Origin of the sequence: Streptomyces sp. Y7 (genome assembly GCF_043195415.1) — a bacterium.
Classification (GTDB): domain Bacteria; phylum Actinomycetota; class Actinomycetes; order Streptomycetales; family Streptomycetaceae; genus Streptomyces.
In genome coordinates, this window is the sequence record NZ_JBIDDQ010000022.1 from 21,082 (window position 1) to 41,228 (window position 20,147).

Sequence of the window (20,147 nt, forward strand, 5' to 3'; positions counted from 1 at the left end):
ATGAGCACGACGACCACGACTCACGTCGCTGATACGGCGATCGTCCTGACCGAGGCCGAGCTGGGTCCTTACGTCACGCACGCGTCGACGCGGCGCTGGCTGACGGGACCCGGACTGCCCGGCGACAGCGGTGTGCTGACCTTCGCCGAGCTCGGCCGGGACGGCCTGCGGACGGTCGCGGACTCGACGGGCGACCCCGGGGACCGGCTCGCGGCCGGGCTCAGGGACCAGCTGGTGATAGGCGGACTGCTCGGGCCCGGCGGCCTGGAGACGGAGTCGCTCCTGCTGGACGGCGTCACGGGCGAGATCTCGACGACGCACTTCCTGCACGACCGCCCCGACCTGATGGACCGCCGCCCCCTGGCGCCGTCCCTGCGGACGCTGGTGCGCTTCGCCGAGGCGACGGACGAACTGGCGGGCCTGCGCGGCCAGTTCGCCTCCTACGTCGGCCGGTACGGCCCCAAGGCGGTGGCGGAGGCGTCCCGGCACCTGCTCGCGGTGTTCGAGGAGGGCGCGGACGGTGAGCCGGCGCCGTTCTGGAAGATGGCCGCGCTGATCCGGCCGCTGGCGCTCGTCGCCGGCCGGGCCGGCACCTCGGGCCTGGCCTTGGACCTGCCGTCCCGTCTGCTGGACGAGGAGTTCGGCCGGCGCCAGGTGGTGCGCTTCGAGGACGTCGACTTCCCCGGCACGCTCACGCACGAGCCGACCCGCCGCTTCCTGCGCGAAGTGGGCCTGCCCGAGGACGGCTTCCTGTTCTGCCTGGACACGGACGTGTCGCTGCCGACGCTCGCCGAGTACTACGCCGAGGTCGACCCCTCGGCCGAACTCCCGGCCCGGGCCGATCACTTGATCCGCCTCGGTCATCTCGTCGAGGACAACAGCCTGGTCGTCGACGGCGCGTCGGGTGCGGTGCTGAACTGGAGCGAGTCCGAGGCGCGGCTCTTCCCGCTGAACACGGACGTGTCGACCCTCGCCTTCACCCTCTGGCTGCTGCACCGCGAGCAGGCGATAGACCAGGCGTCGGGCCATGCGCTGACCAGCGACACCTACGACCAGCTCGCCATGACCATGCTTCAGGTCCTGTCGACGGTCGACCCCACCGGCACCAGGGCGGGCCGGGACGGCCGGCACTACTGGACCGAGGTGTTCCAGGACGAGGCGAGCGGGGTGCTCGAATCGGTGGGCGGGGTGCGCTGAGCCCGGCCGGCGACCGGCTCGGGCAGCGGCCCGCTGCGGCCGACGGCTGACCGGGAGCGGTCGGCCGCCGGCGTCAGGAGCGGGGCGTCAGGAGGACTTGGCGTTCGCGCGGCGCCGGCGCACGGCCAGGATCAGGGCGCCGCCGAGGGCCGCCGCGGCGGCCGCCGAACCGGCGATCAGCGGGGTGCCGTCGGAGCCGGTGCTCGCCAGGTTGCCGTCGACGGAGCCGGTGGTGGAGCCGCCGGTGGAGGTGCCGGCCGACGAGGAGCCGCTGCCACCGGTGGAACCCGTGCCGCCGGTGGACTGGCCCGCGGGGTCGTTGCCGCCCGTGCCGGCGCCGCCGTCCGTGGAGCCGCCGGTGGAGGTGCCGCCCGAGGTGCCGGGGTCGGGCTCGTAGTCGGTGGGGATGGCGACGCGGATCGGGGCCGTGTCGTTGGCGGGGTTCTTGTCGAACTCCGGGTGGATGTCGTAGACGGAGGTCGCCTTCACCTCGCCGGTGGTGGTCTTGGCGTCCTCGTCGATCTCCAGCATGAAGGTGAAGGAGAGGGCCTCGCCGACGTCGATGGTGTGGTCGGCGGGCGAGCAGACGTACGTGGACTTGCCCGGCGTGCCACCCGGACCGGTCGGGCCGTCGATGCCGAACGGCGCGCACTCCTCGGGCACCTCACTGGCGACGGTGTCCTTCGGGATCTTCACCATGAGGGCCGGCTGGTCGTCGCTCTCCTGGTTCTGGATCCAGCCGGGGCCGTCGTTGCGGAGCTGCACCGTGATCGACTGCCGGTCGCCCGCGAGGGCCTCGGTGTCCTCGCCGACGGCGACGAGGTCGGCGGAGCTGTCGGCGGTCAGGGTCATCCGCCGGTAGCTGTCGTCGTAGCCCTCGCCCGGGGCCTCGCCGGTGGCCGAGGTGCCGTACTCGACGGCCTCCATCAGCGCGCTGTCCAGCGCCTTGAACCGCACGGGCGTCTCGACGGAGGCGCCGGGTGCGACGTCGAGGTCGAGCTCGCACAGGGCCTGGCGGACCTGGTCCTGGACGGTCGAGTACGTGCAGCCCTTCGTCTCCTCGGCGAAGTCGAGGCCGCGGGTGAGGCGGACCCGGAAGGTGACGCCGTCCGCGGCCGCCGTGCCGTTGTTGGTGATGACGACGTTCTCGTCGTACACATCGCCCGGCTTGGGGGACGCGCTCGGCAGGTTCGAGATCACCAGGGCGGGCGCGGCCTCCTCGGCGTGTGCCGAAGGGGCGACGACCGCGGGAACGGCCGCGGCGATCGCGGCGGCGGCCACGAAGGCCGCCGACGTACGGAGGTGCGAGGGGCGGAGGCGCTGGCGCACGGATGGGTCTCCTCGTCCAAACAGGAAGCACGGCGACCGGAGCTTTGCCGTCCAGTCATGTCCTGGACACCCCGAAGGCGTCGAGGGTTGTACTCCTGTTTGAGGAGAGACGAAGGAGACGGTGCGGACGAGGGGAAGAGGTGGAGGCCGTGGCGGGAATCGAACCCGCGTGATTCCCCGCGAGCGGAGCTCGCTGATGGATGCGGTGCGGGCGAATCCCTGAACCGCTCGGGCACACGGTCGTGTCGGGGGAGTGGAGTTGGAGGCCGTGGCGGGAATCGAACCCGCGTGATTCCCCGCGAGCGGAGCTCGCTGATGGATGCGGCGCAGGCGAATCCCTGAACCGCTCGGGCACACGGTCGTCTGAGGGGAGTGGAACTGGAGGCCGTGGCGGGAATCGAACCCGCGTGATTCCCCGCGAGCGGAGCTCGCTGATGGATGCGGTGCAGGCGAATCCCTGAACCGCTCGGGCACACGGTCGTGTGAGGGGAGTGGAGGTGGAGGCCGTGGCGGGAATCGAACCCGCGTAATTCGCTTTGCAGGCGAATCCCTGAACCACTCGGGCACACGGCCGTGTCGGGGGAGCGGGACTCCGTTCCGAACCCGGTGGATCGACCGTACGACCCGGCTCGCCGGCGCCTCAAGCAAACCGGGCGCGCTGCAATGCGACTGCCACACCCCGTTCACGAACCCCGTGGTCGTACGACCAAGGTCTCACCCCGGGGCCGCCTCCCGACAGGGGCCAAAGCGGGTTGTGGACCTTACGCTGGCGACCATGACTGCCCTCGAGCCGCGCGACGCCGACCTCGCGAAGACATCCGATGTGCCCTCGGTCCCCGAGTCCGAGGAGAGTGTGCTGGGCAGGTCCTACCGGGCGCTCAGCATCGGGATCGTCTCCGTCGTGCTGCTCATCGCCTTCGAGGCCACCGCCGTCGGGACGGCGATGCCGGTCGCGGCGCGCGAGCTGGACGGGGTGTCGCTGTACGCGTTCGCGTTCTCGGGGTACTTCACCACCAGCCTGTTCGGGATGGTGCTCGCCGGGCAGTGGTCGGACCGGCGCGGACCGCTCGGCGCGCTCACGGCCGGCATCGCCTCCTTCGGCGCCGGGCTGCTGCTGGCCGGGACGGCCGGGGTGATGTGGCTGTTCATTCTCGGAAGGGCCGTGCAGGGGCTCGGCGGGGGACTGGTCATCGTCGCCCTGTACGTCGTCGTCGGCCGGGCCTACCCGGAGCGGTTGCGGCCGGCGATCATGGCGGCGTTCGCGGCGAGCTGGGTCGTGCCGTCGATCGTGGGGCCGCTGGCCTCGGGAGCGGTGACCGAGCATCTGGGCTGGCGTTGGGTGTTCGTCGGGATCCCGGTCCTGGTCGTCTTCCCGCTCGCGCTCGCGCTGCCGCAGATACGGCGCCGGGCGGGCGGCCCCCTCGACGGCTCCGGCCGCCCCGCCTCCTTCGACCGGCGCCGCATCCGGCTCGCCCTCGGCATCTCCGTCGGCGCGGGTCTGCTCCAGTACGCCGCCCAGGACCTGAGGTGGCTCTCCCTCGTCCCCGGTGTCGCCGGCGCCGCGCTCCTCGTGCCCGCCGTGCTCGGGCTGCTCCCGCGCGGCACCTACCGGGCGGCGCGCGGGCTGCCGTCCGTGGTGCTGCTGCGCGGGGTGGCCGCGGGGTCGTTCATCGCGGCCGAGTCGTTCGTGCCGCTGATGCTGGTCACCCAGCGGGGGCTGTCGCCGACGCTCGCCGGGTTCTCGCTCGCGGCGGGTGGCGGGACCTGGGCGCTGGGGTCCTGGCTGCAGTCCCGGCCGCGGCTGGAGCCGTACCGGGAACGGCTGATGACGCTGGGGATGGTGCTGGTGGCGGCCTCCATCGCGGCCGCGCCGAGCGTGCTGATCCACTCCGTGCCGGCCTGGTCCCTGGCCGTGGCGTGGGCGTTCGGATGCTTCGGGATGGGCCTGGTGATCTCCTCCACCAGCGTGCTGCTCCTCCACCTCTCCGCCCCCGAGGAGGCCGGCACCAACTCCGCCGCCCTCCAGATCTCCGACGGCCTCTCCAACGTGATCCTGCTGGCGATCGGCGGTGCCGCGTTCGCCGCACTCGGCGGGGGCGCGGTGAGCCACACGGCGACGGAGGCGTCCACCACGTCCGGCTCGCACCCGGCCGCCTTCGCCGCGGTGTTCCTGCCGATGGCGGCGGTGGCGCTGGCGGGAGCCTGGGTGACCACGCGGGTGCGGGAGCGGTGAGGAGAGACGTGAGGGAACGGGCGGTCCCGGGACCGGGGCGGTCGTAAATCGGTCGTGGGCGGGTGGGTACGGCGCCTAGCCTTCCGCCATGGACGAGCTCATCCTCCGTCTCGACCCCGCCCTGCGGCGGGAGCTCGACGACCTCGCGGACGCCACCGGCCGGCTCCCCGAGGACATCGCCGTGGACGCCGTGCTGCACCGGCTCACGCAGGAGTCCTCGCAGGTGCTGGTGACGGCTCAGGCGCTCGCCGGCGCGCACGCCGAACTGCTGCGGAGGCTGGGCGAATGACCAGGCATCTGACGGTCGCGGAGGTCACGACGATCGCCCGGATCGCCTTCGGCGGGCGTACCCCGGAGGTCCGGGAGCGGGGGCTGTTCGTGTCCGCCGTGCACCGGCCCCGCGCCCGTATGTTCGGCACGGCGGCCTACGAGGACCTCCACGAGCAGGCGGCCGCGCTGCTGCACGCCATCGCGACGAACCACCCCCTCGTGGACGGGAACAAGCGCACGGCCTGGCTGGCCGCCGCGACCTTCCTCGCCGTCAACGGCGTCGATCTCGCGGGCTGTGACCAGGACACCGCGTACGACCTGGTCATCGATGTGGCCTCCGGGGACGAGAGCGACATCTCCGTGATAGCGGGCCGGCTGCGGCGGTTGTGACGTCGGTCCCACCCGCGTGTGACCCGGCCTTGTCCGCGCCTGGGCACCGTCGGGCCGCCGGTAGGGTGGCCCGGTTGTCATACGTAGCCGAGCCGCCCGACCCCTTTACGGAGACCGTGACTACCACCGCCGCCTCCTCCTCGCACCATCTGTCCCCCGCCTTTCCCGGCCGCGCCCCCTGGGGCACCGCGAGCAAGCTGCGTGCCTGGCAGCAGGGCGCGATGGAGAAGTACATCCAGGAGCAGCCGCGTGACTTCCTCGCGGTCGCCACGCCGGGCGCCGGCAAGACGACCTTCGCCCTCACCCTGGCCTCCTGGCTGCTGCACCACCATGTCGTGCAGCAGGTCACCGTGGTCGCGCCCACCGAGCACCTGAAGAAGCAGTGGGCGGAAGCGGCCGCGCGTATAGGCATCAAGCTCGACCCGGAGTACAGCGCCGGCCCGCTCGGCAAGGACTACCACGGCGTCGCCGTGACGTATGCCGGTGTCGGCGTACGGCCCATGCTGCACCGCAACCGCGTTGAGCAGCGCAAGACCCTCGTCATCCTCGACGAGATCCACCACGCCGGTGACTCCAAGTCCTGGGGCGAGGCATGCCTGGAGGCCTTCGAGCCCGCCACGCGCCGGCTCGCGCTCACCGGTACGCCGTTCCGGTCCGACACCAACCCGATCCCCTTCGTGACGTACGAGGAGGGGAACGACGGGATCCGGCGATCCGCCGCCGACTACACCTACGGGTACGGCAACGCGCTCGCCGACCACGTCGTGCGGCCGGTCATCTTCCTCTCCTACAGCGGCAACATGCGCTGGCGCACCAAGGCGGGCGACGAGATCGCCGCGCGGCTCGGCGAGCCCATGACCAAGGACGCCATCAGCCAGGCATGGCGTACGGCGCTGGACCCGCGCGGCGAGTGGATGCCGAGCGTGCTGCGCGCCGCCGACCAGCGGCTGACCGAGGTCAGGAAGGCCATCCCGGACGCGGGCGCCCTCGTCATCGCCTCCGACCAGGACTCCGCGCGCGCCTACGCCAAGCTCATCCGTGAGATCACCGGAAACAAGGCGACGCTCGTGCTCTCCGACGACGCCGGCGCGTCCAAGCGGATCGACGACTTCAGCGGCAGCAACGACCGCTGGATGGTCGCCGTCCGCATGGTGTCGGAAGGCGTCGACGTGCCCCGGCTGGCGGTGGGCGTGTACGCCACGACCATCTCCACGCCCCTCTTCTTCGCCCAGGCCGTCGGACGTTTCGTGCGGTCCCGGCGGCGCGGCGAGACCGCGTCCGTGTTCCTGCCGACCGTCCCGGACCTGCTCACCTTCGCCAACGAGATGGAGGTCGAGCGCGACCACGCCCTCGACAAGCCGAAGAAAGAGGGCGAGGAGGACCCGTACGCCGAGTCCGAGAAGGAGATGGAGGAGGCGAACAAGGAGCAGGACGAGGACACCGGCGAGCAGGAGCAGTTCTCCTTCGAGGCGCTGGAGTCCGAGGCCGTCTTCGACCGGGTCCTCTACGACGGTGCCGAGTTCGGCATGCAGGCCCACCCGGGCAGCGAGGAGGAGCAGGACTACCTCGGGATCCCCGGGCTGCTGGAGCCCGACCAGGTCCAACTCCTGCTCCAGAAGCGGCAGGCGCGGCAGATCGCGCACAGCCGCAAGAAGCCGGACTCCGAGGCGGATCTGCTGGAGCTGCCGGCCGAGCGGCGGCCCGTCGTCTCGCACAAGGAGATGATGGAGCTGCGCAAGCAGCTCAACACGATGGTCAGTGCGTATGTGCATCAGAGCGGGAAGCCGCACGGGGTGATCCATACGGAGCTGCGGCGGGTGTGCGGGGGGCCGCCGAGCGCGGAGGCGACGGCCGGGCAGCTTCGGCAGCGGATCGCCAAGGTGCAGGAGTGGGCCACGCGGATGAAGTGACGCCGCGGGTGGGATGGTGCCGCGGGTGGGTGGTGCCGGTTGTGGTTCGGGTGCGGGTCGGTGGGGGCTTGTCGCGCAGTTCCCCGCGTCCCTTGAGGCGCTGCGGGCGCGGTCGGTGGGGGCTTGTCGCGCAGTTCCCGCGCCCCTCGGGGCGCTGCGGGCGCCGTACGTATCAGGGCAAACGGGCGTGGTCCGTACCGGCCACTGCCCGGATTCTGGACGGAGCCTTCCGCTCAGCGAACCGGCTTCGCTAATGTCCGCCTACGCACACGCCCCGTGGCAGCGCCGCCGCGGAGCGCAGCCGTGAAGCGACGCGGTCCGGAATGCCGGACCGCAGGCCGATCGGCGGCCTCTGAAGCGCGTCACTGACGGGACTCGGTGACGCATCCGCCGCGAGGGGGCTGCCGACCTCACCACTAAGGAGTGGGCGTCGTGACCGCGGAGACCTCTCAGACGCTCGACCGGGGACTGCGTGTCCTCAAACTGCTGGCCGATACGGACCACGGGCTGACCGTCACCGAGCTTTCCAACAAACTGGGCGTGAACCGGACCGTCGTGTACCGGCTCCTCGCCACACTGGAACAACACGCCCTCGTACGCCGCGACCTCGGCGGCCGCGCCCGGGTCGGGCTCGGGGTGCTGCGACTGGGCCGACAGGTGCATCCGCTGGTGCGCGAGGCCGCGCTGCCGGCGCTGCGTTCGCTCGCCGAGGACATCGGGGCGACGGCCCATCTGACGCTGGTGGACGGCACGGAGGCGCTCGCCGTCGCCGTGGTCGAGCCGACCTGGACCGACTACCACGTGGCCTACCGGGCCGGCTTCCGGCACCCGCTGGACCGCGGTGCCGCCGGCCGGGCCATACTCTCCGCCCGGCGGCAGCCCATGGAGGAGCCCGGTTACACCCTGACCCACGGCGAGCTGGAGGCGGGAGCGAGCGGGGCGGCCGCGCCGCTGCTCGGCGTGACGGGGGTCGAGGGCAGCGTGGGCGTGGTGATGCTGGCCGACTCGGTGCCGGAGCGGGTGGGACCGCGCGTCATGGACGCGGCCAAGGAGGTGGCCGAGGCCCTGCGCTGACGCCTGTCGGCCATGCCGTGCGGTGGCCGGTCGCCGGGTGGCGTGGTGCGCAGGCGCTCTAGGCAGGGCCCGTGCCACCTCCGACACTCGATCCATGACCTCACTCAGCATCCGCACGGTTCACGACGTCGCCGGGTTCACCGCGGTCGCCGACTACTTCAGCGACGTATGGCAGACGCCCCGTACCGCGCCTCCCTTACTGCCCGAGACGCTGCACAGCATCGCCCACGCGGGCGGGGCCGTGCACGCCGTGTTCGACGGGGAGCGGCTCGCCGGTGCCTGTGTGGCCGTGTTCGGGCCGCCGCTGACGAGAGAGGTGTACTCCGTGCTGGCCGCCGCCGAGCGGGGGCTCGGGGTGCCGCTCAAGGAGGCGCAGCGGGCGTGGGCGGTGGAGCTGGGGGCACGCACCATGCGCTGGACCTTCGATCCGCTGGTCGGGCGCAACGCCCGCTTCAACTTCGTCAAGCTGGGCGCCGAGGGCACCGAGTACCTCGTCGACTTCTACGGCCCCATGGCGGACGGCGTGAACGACGGCGACGAGACCGACCGGCTGGCGGTGACCTGGGACCTGATCGAGCCGGGCCGGCACGAAGGCGTCGCGGGGCCGGCCGAGCGCGAGGTCGCGCCCACCACGCACGCCGCTCCCGACGGCGGCCCGCTCGCCCGCCGCGACCTCTCCGACCGGCATGTGTGGTGCCGGGTGCCGGACGACATCGTGGCGCTGCGTGCCGCCGATCCCCGGCTGGCGCTGCGCTGGCGGCGTGCCGTACGGGACGTCTTCACGAAGGCGTTCGCGGACGGTTTCCTCGCGACGGGTATGTCTCGTGACGGCTGGTACACGCTCACCCGCCGGGAGGCCGCTTCGTGAAGCTCGCACGCGTCGAGATCGTCCATGTGGCGATTCCGCTGGTCAGCCCCTTCCGTACGTCCTTCGGCACGATGACGACGAAGGACACCTTCCTGCTGCGCGTCGTCACCGACGCCGCCGAGGGCTGGTCGGAGTTCGCGGCCGACCCGGAACCGGGGTACTGCTCGGAGTTCGTGGCCGGCGCGGAGATCGTGCTGCGCGACTTCCTGTTGCCGCGCGTCGCCGCGCTCCCCGTGCTCGCCGCGGCCCACCTCGCGCCCGCGACGGCGGGCGTCAAGGGGCACGAGCTGGCGAAGGCGGCGCTGGAGACGGCGGTGCTGGACGCGGAGCTGCGGTCGTACGGGATGTCGCTGGCCACGTATCTCGGAGCGGTGCGGGAGCGGGTGCCGGCCGGGGTGTCGGTCGGGATCCAGCCGACGATCGCCGAGCTGCTGGACGCCGTGGAGGGCTATCTCGCCGAGGGGTACGTGCGGATCAAGCTGAAGATCGAACCGGGGTGGGATCTCGAACCCGTACGGGCGGTGCGCGACCGCTTCGGGTGGGACCTGCCGCTCCAGGTCGACGCCAACACGGCGTACACGCTCGCGGACGCCGAGCATCTGCGGCGGCTGGACGAGTTCGGGCTGCTGCTGATCGAGGAGCCGCTGGACGAGAACAACCTGCACGCCCACGCCTGTCTCCAGCAGCGCATCTCGACGCCCGTCTGTCTGGACGAGTCCCTGCACAACGCCCGTGACACCGCGTCCGCCATCGCGATGGACGCCTGCCGGGTCGTGAACGTCAAGCCCGCTCGGGTCGGGGGGTACCTGGAGGCGCGGCGGGTGCACGACGTGGCGCACGCGCACGGGGTGCCGGTGTGGTGCGGCGGCATGCTGGAGACGGGGATCGGCCGGGCGGCGAACCTGGCGCTGGCCGCCCTGCCCGGTTTCACGCTGCCCGGGGACACCTCCGCGTCCAGCCGCTACTTCGCCGAGGACATCACGGAGCCGTTCGTGCTGGTGGACGGGCATCTGCCGGTGCCGCGGACGCCGGGGATCGGGGTGCGGCCGCTGCCGGAGGTCCTGCGGCGCTTCACCAGGGAGCGGCGAGACCTGTACGTGACCTGACGAGCCCTGGTCCGTGACCTCGGTGGGGCAGCCTGGGCAGCTCCGACCTGCACCTGGCCCCGACCCGCCGTCACGTTAGATTGATCCCGTGTTCTCTCGCCTCACGCGCCCCCGGGCCGTCGCCCTCTGCGCTCTCCCGGTCGTGGCCCTGCTCGCCACGGCGGCCTTCGCGCCACTGCCGTTCTCGCTGACGCAGCCCGGCCTGACGGCGGACGTGCTGGGCGAGAACCGGGGCGAGCAGGTCATCACGATCTCCGGTGCGCCGACCCGGGACACCACCGGCCAACTGCGCATGACGACGATCGAGGCGACCTCGCCCGACACGGACGTGTCGCTCGGCGATGTGATCGACGCGTGGTTCAGCACGGACAAGGCGGTCATGCCGCGCGACTCGGTCTATCCGAGCGGGCGCAGCACGCAGGAGATCGAGCAGTACAACACCGAGCAGATGCGGGAGTCGCAGGGCGACGCGACCGACGCCGCGCTGAACTACCTCGACCTCGACGACAAGGACATCAAGGTCACCCTGAAGCTCGCGGACGTGGGCGGTCCCAGCGCCGGTCTGCTCTTCTCCCTCGGCATCGTCGACAAGCTCAACGGCGACGGCACCGGAGGCGACCTCACCGGCGGCCGCACCATCGCCGGGACCGGCACGATCGACCCCGCCGGCAAGGTCGGCGCGGTCGGCGGCGTCTCCCTGAAAACGCAGGCGGCCAGCCGCGACGGCGCGACGGTCTTCCTGGTCCCCAAGGAGGAGTGCGGCGACGCGAAGGCCGAACTCCCCAAGGGCCTGCGCCTGATCCCGGTGACCACCTTGAAGGGTGCGGTCAGCGCCCTTCAGGCCCTGGAGTCGGGCAAGGGGTCGGTCCCCAGCTGCTAGCGGGCCAGCGCCGGCGACCTCGGGGTGGCCAGCCGCAGGCCGACCTCCACGAGGGTCCAGCCGAGGCGGATACGCAGGTCACGGGTGGGGCCGGCCGCGGTGGCGAGGCGGTGTGCGGCGGCCTGGGCGTGGAGTTCGGCGGCTCGGATGCGCTGTAAGGCGCGGTGGGTTTCCGGGTCGATCACTGCGGGCTCTTTCGGTCCGTGGCGATGGGGAAGACGTGCGTGTGGAAGCGGACGTACTCCGCTTCGGGGGTGTCCTCGGGGACGTCGAGGCCGTCGTAGGTGCCGATCAACTCATGGACCCTGGCGATGAGTTCACGGGCGAGCTCGGGCGTCAGGCGCAGCTCCCAGTCGCTCAGGTCCATGGCGCGGTTGTCCCACCACGCGGGCCCCCACCGGTCGCGGGTGGCCACCCAGTTCGTCAGGTCGCGGTGGTGCTGCGAGACCATCTCGTGCAGAAAGACGTCGGCCGCGCCGCGCACCGCCGGGTCCGTGGACTGGTGCAGGTCCTCCTGGATCGAGATGCCCTGCTCGACCACCTTCCACCAGCGCTCCCGCCCCTTGCCGCGTTCCGGCGCGTCCTCGACGAAGCCGTGCGCGGCGAGCTGGCGCAGGTGGTAGCTGGTGGCGCCGCTGGACTCGCCGAGACGTTCGGCGAGCATCGACGCGGTGGCCGGGCCGTGCCGTCGCAGTGCGCCGAGCAGTTCCATCCGCAGGGGATGCGCGAGTCCGCGCAGTGAACGGGCGTCGAGTTTCCGTACGTCGTGCTCTCCGGCCATGCGTGCAAAGGTAGTTGTGCAACTACTTCTTTGCAAGGAGTTCTTTGGAACTTTTGAACCCCCAACTCCCGGTCACTCGGCCCTACTTCACGAACCCCTCCTGCTTCATCCAGTCCAGCGCCACCTGATGAGGGTCCTCCCCGTCCACGTCCACCTTCGCGTTCAGGTCCTGGGCGACGGAGTTGTTCAGCTTCTTGGTGATCGGGTCGAGGACCTCGGGGATCGCCGGCCACTTCTTCAGGGTCTTGGTGTTGATCACCGGGGCGGCGTTGTAGTTGGGGAAGAAGTGCTTGTTGTCGTCCATCACCACGAGGTTCATGGACTTGATGCGGCCGTCCGTCGTGAAGACCTCGCCGTAGGTGCAGGTCCCCTTGGCGACCTGGGTGTAGATGATCCCGGTGTCCATCTGGGTGATGTTGCCCGTCGGCACGTTCATGCCGTACGCCTTCTGCATGCCCGGCAGCCCGTCCGCCCGGTTGGCGAACTCGACCTCCACGCACAGCGTCACCGCGTCGGGGTCCGACTTGGACAGCGCGGCGACCTCCGAGAGGTCGTTCGTGCGGTACTTCTTGTGGTTCGCCTGGTTCATCGCCAGCGCGTAGGTGTTGTCCAGCGCGGACGGCGGCAGCCAGGTCAGCCCGTTCTTCGCGTCCTCCTTGCGCACCGCCTCCCACTGCTCCTGCGGGTCGGTGATGGGATCGCTGTGGCCCAGATACGTGATCCAGGCCGTGCCCGTGTACTCGTACCCCGCGTCCGCGTCGCCCTTCCTGACCGCCTCCCGGCTGCCGATGGACCCCTGGATGCCGGTGCGGTCGAGCACGTCCGCGCCCGCCGCCTCGAAGGCGATGCCCATGATCGCGCCGAGGATGAGCTGCTCGGTGAAGGACTTCGACGTGACCGTCAGTTCGGCGCCCTTGAGCGGTTCGCCCCGGCCGATCGTCCCGGGCCGTACGTCGTCCACCATGGGGGAGCCGCTGGTCAGACCGCACCCGGCGGCCGCCACCAGCAACCCCGCCGTCAGCAGGACCACGGGCCGCCTCACAGGTCCAGCCCCCTCGGCCGCAGCAGCACTTCCGCCAGCGAGGCCAGCCAGTCCACCAGCAGGGCGAGGGCGACCGTGAGGATCGAGCCCAGGACCAGGACCGGCATGCGCTGGTTGGTGATACCGGCCGTGATCAGCACGCCGAGCCCGCCGCCTCCGCCGAAGACCGCCAGGGTCGCCGTACCGACGTTGAGGACCAGGGCCGTGCGCACGCCCGCCAGGATCAGCGGGACCGCCAGGGGGAGTTCCACCCGTGACAGGACCCCCATCGGGGACATGCCGATGCCGCGCGCCGCCTCCAGCATGGTCGGGTCGTTCGCCTTGAGGCCGGCCATCGTGTTGGACAGCACGGGCAGCACGGCGTACGCGATCATGCCGATCAGGGCCGCCCTGCGGCCGATGCCCAGCCAGATCACCAGCAGCGCGAGCAGACCGATCGCCGGGGTCGCCTGGCCCATGTTGGCGAACGCCAGCACCACCGGGGTGGCCTTGCGGAACGGCCGCCTGGTGAGCAGGATCCCCAGCGGGATCGCGATGATCAGCACGAAGAAGGTGGAGATCGCCGTGAGCTCGATGTGCTCCCACAGGGCCTGGGAGACCTGACCGTTCGACAGCGCGTTCTCGGAGACCGCGTCGAGGTCGGCCTGCTGGAACCACAGCCAGGTCGCGAGCAGCAGCACCACCAGCATCGCGGGTACGACGGTGAGCTTCTGCCAGCTCAGCCGGGCCGGGGCCCGGACATGCGTGGGGGAGGGGGCCTCCCCGCTCGCCGTGGACGCACCGGTCGCGGGAGCCTCGGATTCCCCGGACGTCTCCCGTGCCCGGGAGGTCCTGGGGGCCTCGGGACTGCTCACGCCTTCATCCCCCCTGTCTCGCCCTCCTGCTCGGCGTGCGTGCGCTCCGTCCGCGCCCCCTCCAGCTCGTGCTGGGCCTCCAGCGCCTCCAGCCGGTCGGCCTCCAGCAGCTCGTGCACGGAGTTCATCAGCGTCTCCATGTCGACGACGCCCGTGTACTCGCCGCGCCGCCCGGTCACCACGACCCGCCCCGCGTTGTCGGTGAGGACCGCCTCCAGGGCGTCCCGCAGCGTGGCGTCCGGCGTCACCGTGTCGTTCACCAGCGTCCCGGCCCGCGCCAGCGAACCCCGGGCCCGCATCAGATCGCCGCGCCGGAGCCACTTGTAGGGCCGGCCCCGCTTGTCGAGCAGCAGGATCTCGTTGGTGCCGCTGGAGCGGAGCCGGTTGAAGATCTCCTGGAGCGGGTCGTCGACGGTGACCGTCGGATAGTCGGTGATCTCCACGTCCCGCACCCGGGACAGGTTCAGCCGCTTCAGCGCCGCCCCGGCTCCCACGAAGCCGGAGACGAAGTCGTCCGCCGGGTTGGTGAGGATCGCCTCCGGGGTGTCGAACTGGGCGATGTGCGACTGCTCGCGCAGCACGGCGATACGGTCACCGAGCTTGATCGCCTCGTCGAAGTCGTGCGTCACGAAGACGATCGTCTTGTGCAGCTCGTGCTGGAGCCTGATCAGCTCGTCCTGGAGATGGTCACGGGTGATCGGGTCGACCGCGCCGAACGGCTCGTCCATCAGCAGCACCGGCGGGTCGGCAGCCAACGCCCGCGCCACGCCCACGCGTTGCTGCTGACCGCCGGAGAGCTGGCGGGGATACCGGCCGCGGAACTCCCCGACGTCCAGCCCGACGAGGTCGAGCAGCTCCTCGACGCGCGAGGCGATCCGCGTCTTCGACCAGCCGATCATCTTCGGCACGAGGGCGATGTTCTGCGCGACCGTCATGTGCGGGAACAGCCCCGCGGACTGGATCGCGTAGCCGACCTTGCGGCGCAGCTTCACCGGGTCGATGTCGGTGACGTCCTCGCCGCCGATGCGGATACGGCCACCGGTGGGCTCGATCAGCCGGTTGATCATCTTCAGCGTCGTCGACTTCCCGCACCCGGACGGGCCGACGAGGATGACGACCTCGCCGGCCTTGATCTCCATGTTCACGTTGTCCACGGCCGGCTGCGGCGTGCCCGGATAATGCTTCGAGAGGTTCTCCAGCTCGATGGAGGCGCCGTGGTGGCCGTCGTGACCGTTGTTCTCAGGCACGGATCCCCCTGGGGATGGTCAGCCGCCCGATCAGGACGTACGCGGCGTCGAACAGCAGCGCCAGGATGATGATCCCGACCGTGCCCGCGAGTACCTGGTTCAGCGCGTTCGCGCTGCCCAGCGAGGCGAGACCGCGGAAGATCACATTGCCGAGGCCGGGGCCGGAGGCGTACGCCGCGATGGCCGCGATGCCCATCAGCATCTGCGTGGCGACCCGGATCCCGGTCAGGATCGGCGGCCAGGCCAGCGGCAGCTCCACCTTCAGCAGCCGGGTGAGCCGCGACATCCCGATGCCCTTGGCCGCGTCCACCAGGGACGGGTCGACCCCGCGCAGCCCGACGATGGAGTTGCGCACGATCGGCAGCAGCCCGTACAGCGTCAGCGCGATCACCGTGGGGGCCACGCCCAGCCCCACGATCGGGATGAGCAGACCGATCATGGCCAGCGACGGAATGGTCAGGATGCCGGAGGTGGTCAGCGTGGCGAGATTGCCCGCCCACTCGGTGCGATAGGTGGCCACGCCGATCAGCACCCCGATCACGGTCGCCACCACCATGCACTGCAGGACGGCGCTGGCGTGCTGGAGGGCGTCGGCGAACAGCTGCTGGTGGCGGTTGCCCAGGTACTCCCAGAAGCTCACTCGCACTCACCCCACCGGGTCGCGGGCTAGTTGTCGGCCCTGTCCTGAGCCGCCTGCTCCACCAAGGGGATGATCCGCAGCGGCACCGGGTTCTCCATCACGATCGCGGTGGAGGCCCGGACGATCCCATCGAAGCCGACAACCCGGTCGATCACCCGCTGGAGATCGGCGTTGGAGCGCGCCACGAGCCGGCACATCATGTCCCCGGTCCCGGTGGTGGTGTGCAGCTCCAGCACCTCCGGCACGGTCGCCAAGTGGGCGCGTACGTCCGGCCCTTGCCCCTGGCGGATCTGGAGAGTCGCGAACGCGGTGACCGGATAGCCGAGCGCGGCCGGATCCACCTGGGGACCGAATCCGCGGATGACTCCGTTCGACTGAAGCCGGTCCAGCCGCGCCTGCACGGTCCCGCGGGCCACCCCCAGCCGCCGGGACATCTCCAGCACCCCGATCCGCGGCTCGCGCGCCAGCAGCACGATGATCCGTCCGTCCAGATGATCGATCGCCACAGCAGCCTCCCTGGTGGGGTGGTCATCCTGTACAGACAGCCCGCAGAAACGGACCCTGCACTGTGCATATTGTCCAGTGAAAAACCAAACTATTGCGCACCTTGCCGTCCGGAGTGAGGCTGCGCCTATGACGCAGACCACACACCACACTCCCGACACCGCCCGGCAGGCCGACCCCTTCCCGGTCAAGGGAATGGACGCGGTCGTCTTCGCCGTGGGCAACGCCAAGCAGGCGGCGCACTACTACTCGACCGCTTTCGGCATGCGTCTCGTGGCCTACTCCGGACCGGAGAACGGCAGCCGCGAGACCGCGAGCTATGTGCTGGAGAACGGCTCCGCCCGGTTCGTCCTCACCTCCGTCATCAAGCCCGCCACCGCCTGGGGCCACTTCCTCGCCCAGCACGTGGCCGAGCACGGCGACGGCGTCGTCGACCTCGCGATCGAGGTGCCGGACGCGCGGGCCGCGTACGCCTACGCCCTCGAACACGGCGCCCGCTCGGTGGCCGAGCCGTACGAGGTGAAGGACGAGCACGGCACGGTCGTGCTGGCCGCCATCGCGACGTACGGCGAGACCCGGCACACCCTGGTCGAGCGCGCCGGCTACGACGGCCCGTACCTGCCCGGCTTCGTCGCGGCGAAGCCGATGGTCGAGCCGCCCGCCCACCGGACCTTCCAGGCCATCGACCACTGCGTCGGCAACGTCGAGCTCGGCCGGATGAACGAGTGGGTCGGCTTCTACAACAAGGTCATGGGCTTCACGAACATGAAGGAGTTCGTGGGCGACGACATCGCGACCGAGTACAGCGCGCTGATGTCGAAGGTCGTGGCCGACGGCACGCTCAAGGTCAAGTTCCCGATCAACGAGCCCGCCATCGCCAAGAAGAAGTCCCAGATCGACGAGTACCTGGAGTTCTACGGCGGCGCCGGCGTCCAGCACATCGCGCTCAACACGAACGACATCGTGGCGACGGTCCGGACGATGCGCGCGGCCGGCGTCCAGTTCCTGGACACCCCCGACTCGTACTACGACACCCTCGGCGAGTGGGTCGGCGACACCCGTGTCCCCGTCGAGACCCTGCGCGAGCTGAAGATCCTCGCCGACCGCGACGAGGACGGCTACCTGCTGCAGATCTTCACCAAGCCGGTCCAGGACCGTCCGACCGTTTTCTTCGAGATCATCGAGCGGCACGGTTCGATGGGCTTCGGAAAGGGCAACTTCAAGGCCCTGTTCGAGGCGATCGAGCGGGAGCAGGCCAAGCGCGGGAACCTGTGACGGCCCACTGAGCTTCTCCAGTCGTGCGGGTGTCACGGGGGGCATCCGCACGACGGGGGGAGACACCCGTGAGGGACACGGTGGACCGCTTCGACCTGTCCGTGGCGTCCGAGCGCTGGCTGTGGAGGCGGACCACGCTCAAGGAGCCCACCGTCCTGCAGTCCTTCGCCTTCGACGAGACGAACCAGCACCTGTACGTCCTTCAGATCGTCCGGGGCGGCTCCGAGGCCGGCGACCTGTGCCTGAACCGGCTCGACCTCCGGGGAAAACGCCTCGGCCACATGTACCTGCGCGGCTTCGGGCACGGCGTGGGCATCGGCGTGCAGCACGCGTCCGACGGCACCGTCTGGATCTGGACCGAGTGCGCCGCGAGCGACAGCGGCTACGGCCGGGGGGTCACCCGCTTCCGCTTCTTCCCCGGCGCCACCCGTACCGCTGCCGACGTCAACGTCCGCTTCCCGGTCCCGGGTTCGGCCGGCAACCAGCCGTCGGTCTGCCAGGCGACGGGCCGTATCGCCGTCCGCCACCGGGTCGACGACGTGCCGCGCTACCGGATCTACGACCTCGCCGCCTTCGTCGCCGGCGACTACAGCGTGCACCTCGCCGACTTCCCGCAGACCGGCACGCACCCCGACCCGACGGTCCCCTTCCAGGGGTTCGCCCTGCACGGCGACCACCTGTACCAGCTCGCCGGAACGCCCTACGACCCGCGGACCAACCCGCCCGCGGGCCGCGGCGACACCCATGTGTCCTGTCTCGACATCCGCACCGGCGAACCGGTCCAGCGCGAGCGCACCGAGGCCGGTCACTCGCTCTCCTTCCGCGAGCCGGAGGGCCTCGCGGTGCGGCGGACACCGAAACCGTGGCTGTGCATGGGCTTCGCGTCCGGAGCGGTGGGCGCCCGCGAGTTCTCCGTCTACTACAAGCCGCACCGCCCCTGATGCGAGCCGCACCGCCCCTGACAGAAGCCGCACCGCCCCTGAAGGCCGGCCCGGCTCACTCCTCCCCGGGCTTCCCCTCGGACTCCTCCTCGGGCTCCGCGTCCATGTCCGGCACGTCCTCCACCGACGGTTCGCCCAGCTCCCGGAGCGCCTGCTCCGCCAACGGCACCCGGAGCGGCGAGAAGTGGGGACTGATCCGCAGCGCCTCCTGGAGGTGCCGGCGCGCGGCCCCCGGCATCTCCAGCTCCCGCTCGATCATCCCCAGGTGGTACACGTACAGCGCGCTGCGCACCCCGCCCCCGTGCTGCCGGTCGGTCGCCACCCGCGCGAACTTCAGCGCCTCCTTGTCCTCGCCGGACCGGTGCAGCGCCCAGCCCAGCGCGTCGGCCACCGCGATCCCCGGCTGCCGGCGCCACTCGGCCCGCAGCCGCCGCACCGCGGACCGCGGGTCGCCGTGGTCCGCCTCGAAACGGCCCAGCACCAGCTCCTCGTCCACCCCGCCGGCCGCGGCCCGCGCCGCCCGCTCCCGCAGCGCGTCGTACTGCACCCGCGCCGCCTGCCCCAGCCCCAGCGACTCGTACAGTTCGCCCAGCTCCAGCGCGTACTGCGGATCCGGCTGCTTGGCGAAGGCCGCCCGGTAGGCGTTCAGCGCCTCCGTCGTACGGCCCAGCGCGGCCAGCGTCCGCCCCTGTCCGGCGAGCGCGGCCCGCTGGTCGGGGTCGAGCCGCACCGCCTCCTGGAAGTACCGCAGGGCCACGTCCAGGTCACCGCGTTCGAAGGCGAGCTGACCGCCCCGCTCCAGATACGCCGCCCGCTCGGCCGGCGCCTCGGCTCCCGCCGCCGCGTCCGACAACGCGGCCGCCGCGTCCTCCCGCCAGCCCCGGTCCCGGTACACGCCCGCCGACCACGCCAGCACCTCCGGCCCCTTGCGCAGCTGCACCAGCCGGTCCAGCGCCCGCTTCGCCGCCTTGTAGTCACCGAGCCCGGTCTGCGCCTCGATCAGCTGCGGATACGTCGCCCACCGCTTGCGGTCCGCCTTCAGGGCCGCCTCGCTCCAGGTGCGCGCCGCCCGGAAGTCCCGCCGCGCGTTCGCCAGCGCCGCCATGCCGTCCAGCGCCCCGGCGTTGCTCGCCCGCACCTTCAGGGACGTCCGCAGCGCCCGTTCCGCCTTCGGGTAGTTGGCCGGATCCGAGGTCCGGCGCCCCTGCTCCACATACGCCGCACCCAGCACGGCCCACGACTCGGCGTCCCTCGGGGCGGCCCGCACGTGCCGTTCCCGCTCGTCGATCAGCACCGCCAGATCGGGCAGCGCGGCCCTCACGCCCGTGGTGACCGCGGCCAGCGCCTGCGCCCCCGGTGCCGGCTCGGGCGCCCCGGTCCCGCCCGACCCCCACGGCAGCAGCGTCAGCAGCCCGCCGAGCGCGGCACACCCCGCCACCGAGGCGAGCAGCGCCCGCCGTCGGACACGCCAGAACCCCGGCCGCGCGTCCTGTCCGTTCTCCACGGCGTCGTTCTCCATGGCGCTCACTGTGCGTGAAACCGGTGCGCCGACACGACGACCGCACCCGCCTTACGTCGGCTGCCGTACGCGGGGTTCACACCGATG

The 20,147-nt window shown here is 71.3% G+C and carries 20 protein-coding genes and 4 tRNA genes; 11 read left to right on the plus strand and 13 right to left on the minus strand.

All coding sequences use genetic code 11. From position 1 onward, the window contains the following. Window positions 1–1,197 carry an SUKH-4 family immunity protein gene (locus ACGFW6_RS34995; protein WP_393519224.1) on the plus strand — a complete coding sequence of 399 codons (1,197 nt, stop codon included), beginning with the start codon at window positions 1–3 and terminating at the stop codon, window positions 1,195–1,197. 87 nt (window positions 1,198–1,284) lie between these two features. Here ACGFW6_RS34995 and ACGFW6_RS35000 read toward each other — a convergent pair whose 3' ends face one another. The 5 genes from ACGFW6_RS35000 to ACGFW6_RS35020 form a co-directional block, all read right to left on the minus strand. Then, window positions 1,285–2,526, minus strand: a complete 1,242-nt coding sequence (locus tag ACGFW6_RS35000; RefSeq protein WP_393519226.1) for an LPXTG cell wall anchor domain-containing protein — start codon at window positions 2,524–2,526, stop codon at window positions 1,285–1,287. Window positions 2,527–2,667: 141 nt separating this feature from the next. Then, window positions 2,668–2,768: transfer RNA gene (locus ACGFW6_RS35005), tRNA-OTHER, on the minus strand. Between the two features lie 18 nt (window positions 2,769–2,786). Continuing rightward, window positions 2,787–2,887: transfer RNA gene (locus ACGFW6_RS35010), tRNA-OTHER, on the minus strand. 18 nt (window positions 2,888–2,905) lie between these two features. Beyond that, window positions 2,906–3,006 (minus strand) — tRNA-OTHER (locus ACGFW6_RS35015). An 18-nt stretch (window positions 3,007–3,024) separates the two neighbouring features. Continuing rightward, window positions 3,025–3,099, minus strand: a tRNA-Cys gene (locus ACGFW6_RS35020). A gap of 202 nt (window positions 3,100–3,301) precedes the next feature. Here ACGFW6_RS35020 and ACGFW6_RS35025 point away from each other — a divergent pair. From ACGFW6_RS35025 to ACGFW6_RS35060, 8 genes are all read left to right on the plus strand, one after another. Beyond that, window positions 3,302–4,759, plus strand: coding sequence for an MFS transporter (locus tag ACGFW6_RS35025; protein WP_393519228.1), 1,458 nt, complete (start codon window positions 3,302–3,304; stop codon window positions 4,757–4,759). An 88-nt stretch (window positions 4,760–4,847) separates the two neighbouring features. Continuing rightward, entirely contained in the window at window positions 4,848–5,048 is a 201-nt protein-coding gene (locus tag ACGFW6_RS35030) for a hypothetical protein (RefSeq protein ID WP_393519231.1), read from the plus strand. Next, window positions 5,045–5,419 carry a type II toxin-antitoxin system death-on-curing family toxin gene (locus ACGFW6_RS35035; protein WP_393519234.1) on the plus strand — a complete coding sequence of 125 codons (375 nt, stop codon included), beginning with the start codon at window positions 5,045–5,047 and terminating at the stop codon, window positions 5,417–5,419. The genes ACGFW6_RS35030 and ACGFW6_RS35035 overlap by 4 nt, the downstream gene beginning before the upstream one ends. A gap of 116 nt (window positions 5,420–5,535) precedes the next feature. Further along, window positions 5,536–7,329, plus strand: a complete 1,794-nt coding sequence (locus ACGFW6_RS35040) for a DEAD/DEAH box helicase (RefSeq protein WP_393519237.1) — start codon at window positions 5,536–5,538, stop codon at window positions 7,327–7,329. 432 nt (window positions 7,330–7,761) lie between these two features. Next, complete coding sequence (locus ACGFW6_RS35045; RefSeq protein ID WP_393519240.1) at window positions 7,762–8,403, plus strand: IclR family transcriptional regulator; 642 nt, start codon at window positions 7,762–7,764, stop codon at window positions 8,401–8,403. A 94-nt stretch (window positions 8,404–8,497) separates the two neighbouring features. Continuing rightward, a complete protein-coding gene (locus ACGFW6_RS35050) occupies window positions 8,498–9,271 on the plus strand; it encodes a chorismate synthase (protein WP_393519243.1) in 774 nt (257 codons plus the stop codon). After that, window positions 9,268–10,377, plus strand: a complete 1,110-nt coding sequence (gene menC, locus ACGFW6_RS35055) for an o-succinylbenzoate synthase (protein ID WP_393519246.1) — start codon at window positions 9,268–9,270, stop codon at window positions 10,375–10,377. The genes ACGFW6_RS35050 and menC overlap by 4 nt, the downstream gene beginning before the upstream one ends. 88 nt (window positions 10,378–10,465) lie before the next feature. Next, the gene (locus ACGFW6_RS35060) at window positions 10,466–11,257 is read left to right on the plus strand and encodes a S16 family serine protease (protein ID WP_393519249.1); all 792 of its coding nucleotides are present in this window, start codon (window positions 10,466–10,468) and stop codon (window positions 11,255–11,257) included. Here the strand turns inward: ACGFW6_RS35060 and ACGFW6_RS35065 are convergent. From ACGFW6_RS35065 to ACGFW6_RS35095, 7 genes are all read right to left on the minus strand, one after another. Next, complete coding sequence (locus ACGFW6_RS35065; RefSeq protein WP_393519534.1) at window positions 11,254–11,439, minus strand: hypothetical protein; 186 nt, start codon at window positions 11,437–11,439, stop codon at window positions 11,254–11,256. The genes ACGFW6_RS35060 and ACGFW6_RS35065 overlap by 4 nt on opposite strands. Further along, on the minus strand, window positions 11,439–12,038 hold the full coding sequence (locus ACGFW6_RS35070; RefSeq protein WP_393519252.1) for an ArsR/SmtB family transcription factor: 600 nt from the start codon (window positions 12,036–12,038) through the stop codon (window positions 11,439–11,441). The genes ACGFW6_RS35065 and ACGFW6_RS35070 overlap by 1 nt, the downstream gene beginning before the upstream one ends. Window positions 12,039–12,120: 82 nt before the next feature. Continuing rightward, window positions 12,121–13,080 carry a glycine betaine ABC transporter substrate-binding protein gene (locus tag ACGFW6_RS35075; protein WP_393519254.1) on the minus strand — a complete coding sequence of 320 codons (960 nt, stop codon included), beginning with the start codon at window positions 13,078–13,080 and terminating at the stop codon, window positions 12,121–12,123. Further along, window positions 13,077–13,934 carry an ABC transporter permease gene (locus ACGFW6_RS35080; RefSeq protein ID WP_393519257.1) on the minus strand — a complete coding sequence of 286 codons (858 nt, stop codon included), beginning with the start codon at window positions 13,932–13,934 and terminating at the stop codon, window positions 13,077–13,079. The genes ACGFW6_RS35075 and ACGFW6_RS35080 overlap by 4 nt, the downstream gene beginning before the upstream one ends. Then, entirely contained in the window at window positions 13,931–15,181 is a 1,251-nt protein-coding gene (locus ACGFW6_RS35085) for a betaine/proline/choline family ABC transporter ATP-binding protein (protein WP_393519260.1), read from the minus strand. Before ACGFW6_RS35085 ends, ACGFW6_RS35080 begins: the two co-directional genes overlap by 4 nt. After that, window positions 15,174–15,821, minus strand: a complete 648-nt coding sequence (locus ACGFW6_RS35090) for an ABC transporter permease (RefSeq protein WP_393519263.1) — start codon at window positions 15,819–15,821, stop codon at window positions 15,174–15,176. The genes ACGFW6_RS35085 and ACGFW6_RS35090 overlap by 8 nt, the downstream gene beginning before the upstream one ends. A gap of 26 nt (window positions 15,822–15,847) precedes the next feature. Then, the gene (locus tag ACGFW6_RS35095; protein WP_393519266.1) at window positions 15,848–16,327 is read right to left on the minus strand and encodes an Lrp/AsnC family transcriptional regulator; all 480 of its coding nucleotides are present in this window, start codon (window positions 16,325–16,327) and stop codon (window positions 15,848–15,850) included. A 127-nt stretch (window positions 16,328–16,454) separates the two neighbouring features. Between ACGFW6_RS35095 and hppD the strand changes: the two genes are divergently transcribed. Further along, the gene (gene hppD, locus ACGFW6_RS35100) at window positions 16,455–17,600 is read left to right on the plus strand and encodes a 4-hydroxyphenylpyruvate dioxygenase (RefSeq protein WP_393519269.1); all 1,146 of its coding nucleotides are present in this window, start codon (window positions 16,455–16,457) and stop codon (window positions 17,598–17,600) included. Between the two features lie 68 nt (window positions 17,601–17,668). Continuing rightward, window positions 17,669–18,541 (plus strand): Teichoic acid biosynthesis protein C (Precursor), encoded by an 873-nt coding sequence (locus ACGFW6_RS35105; RefSeq protein ID WP_393519272.1) that lies wholly within the window; start codon window positions 17,669–17,671, stop codon window positions 18,539–18,541. Between the two features lie 55 nt (window positions 18,542–18,596). Here ACGFW6_RS35105 and ACGFW6_RS35110 read toward each other — a convergent pair whose 3' ends face one another. Further along, window positions 18,597–20,060: a tetratricopeptide repeat protein gene (locus tag ACGFW6_RS35110; RefSeq protein WP_393519275.1), complete on the minus strand. Its 1,464-nt coding sequence runs from the start codon at window positions 20,058–20,060 to the stop codon at window positions 18,597–18,599. Window positions 20,061–20,147 lie beyond the last annotated feature (87 nt).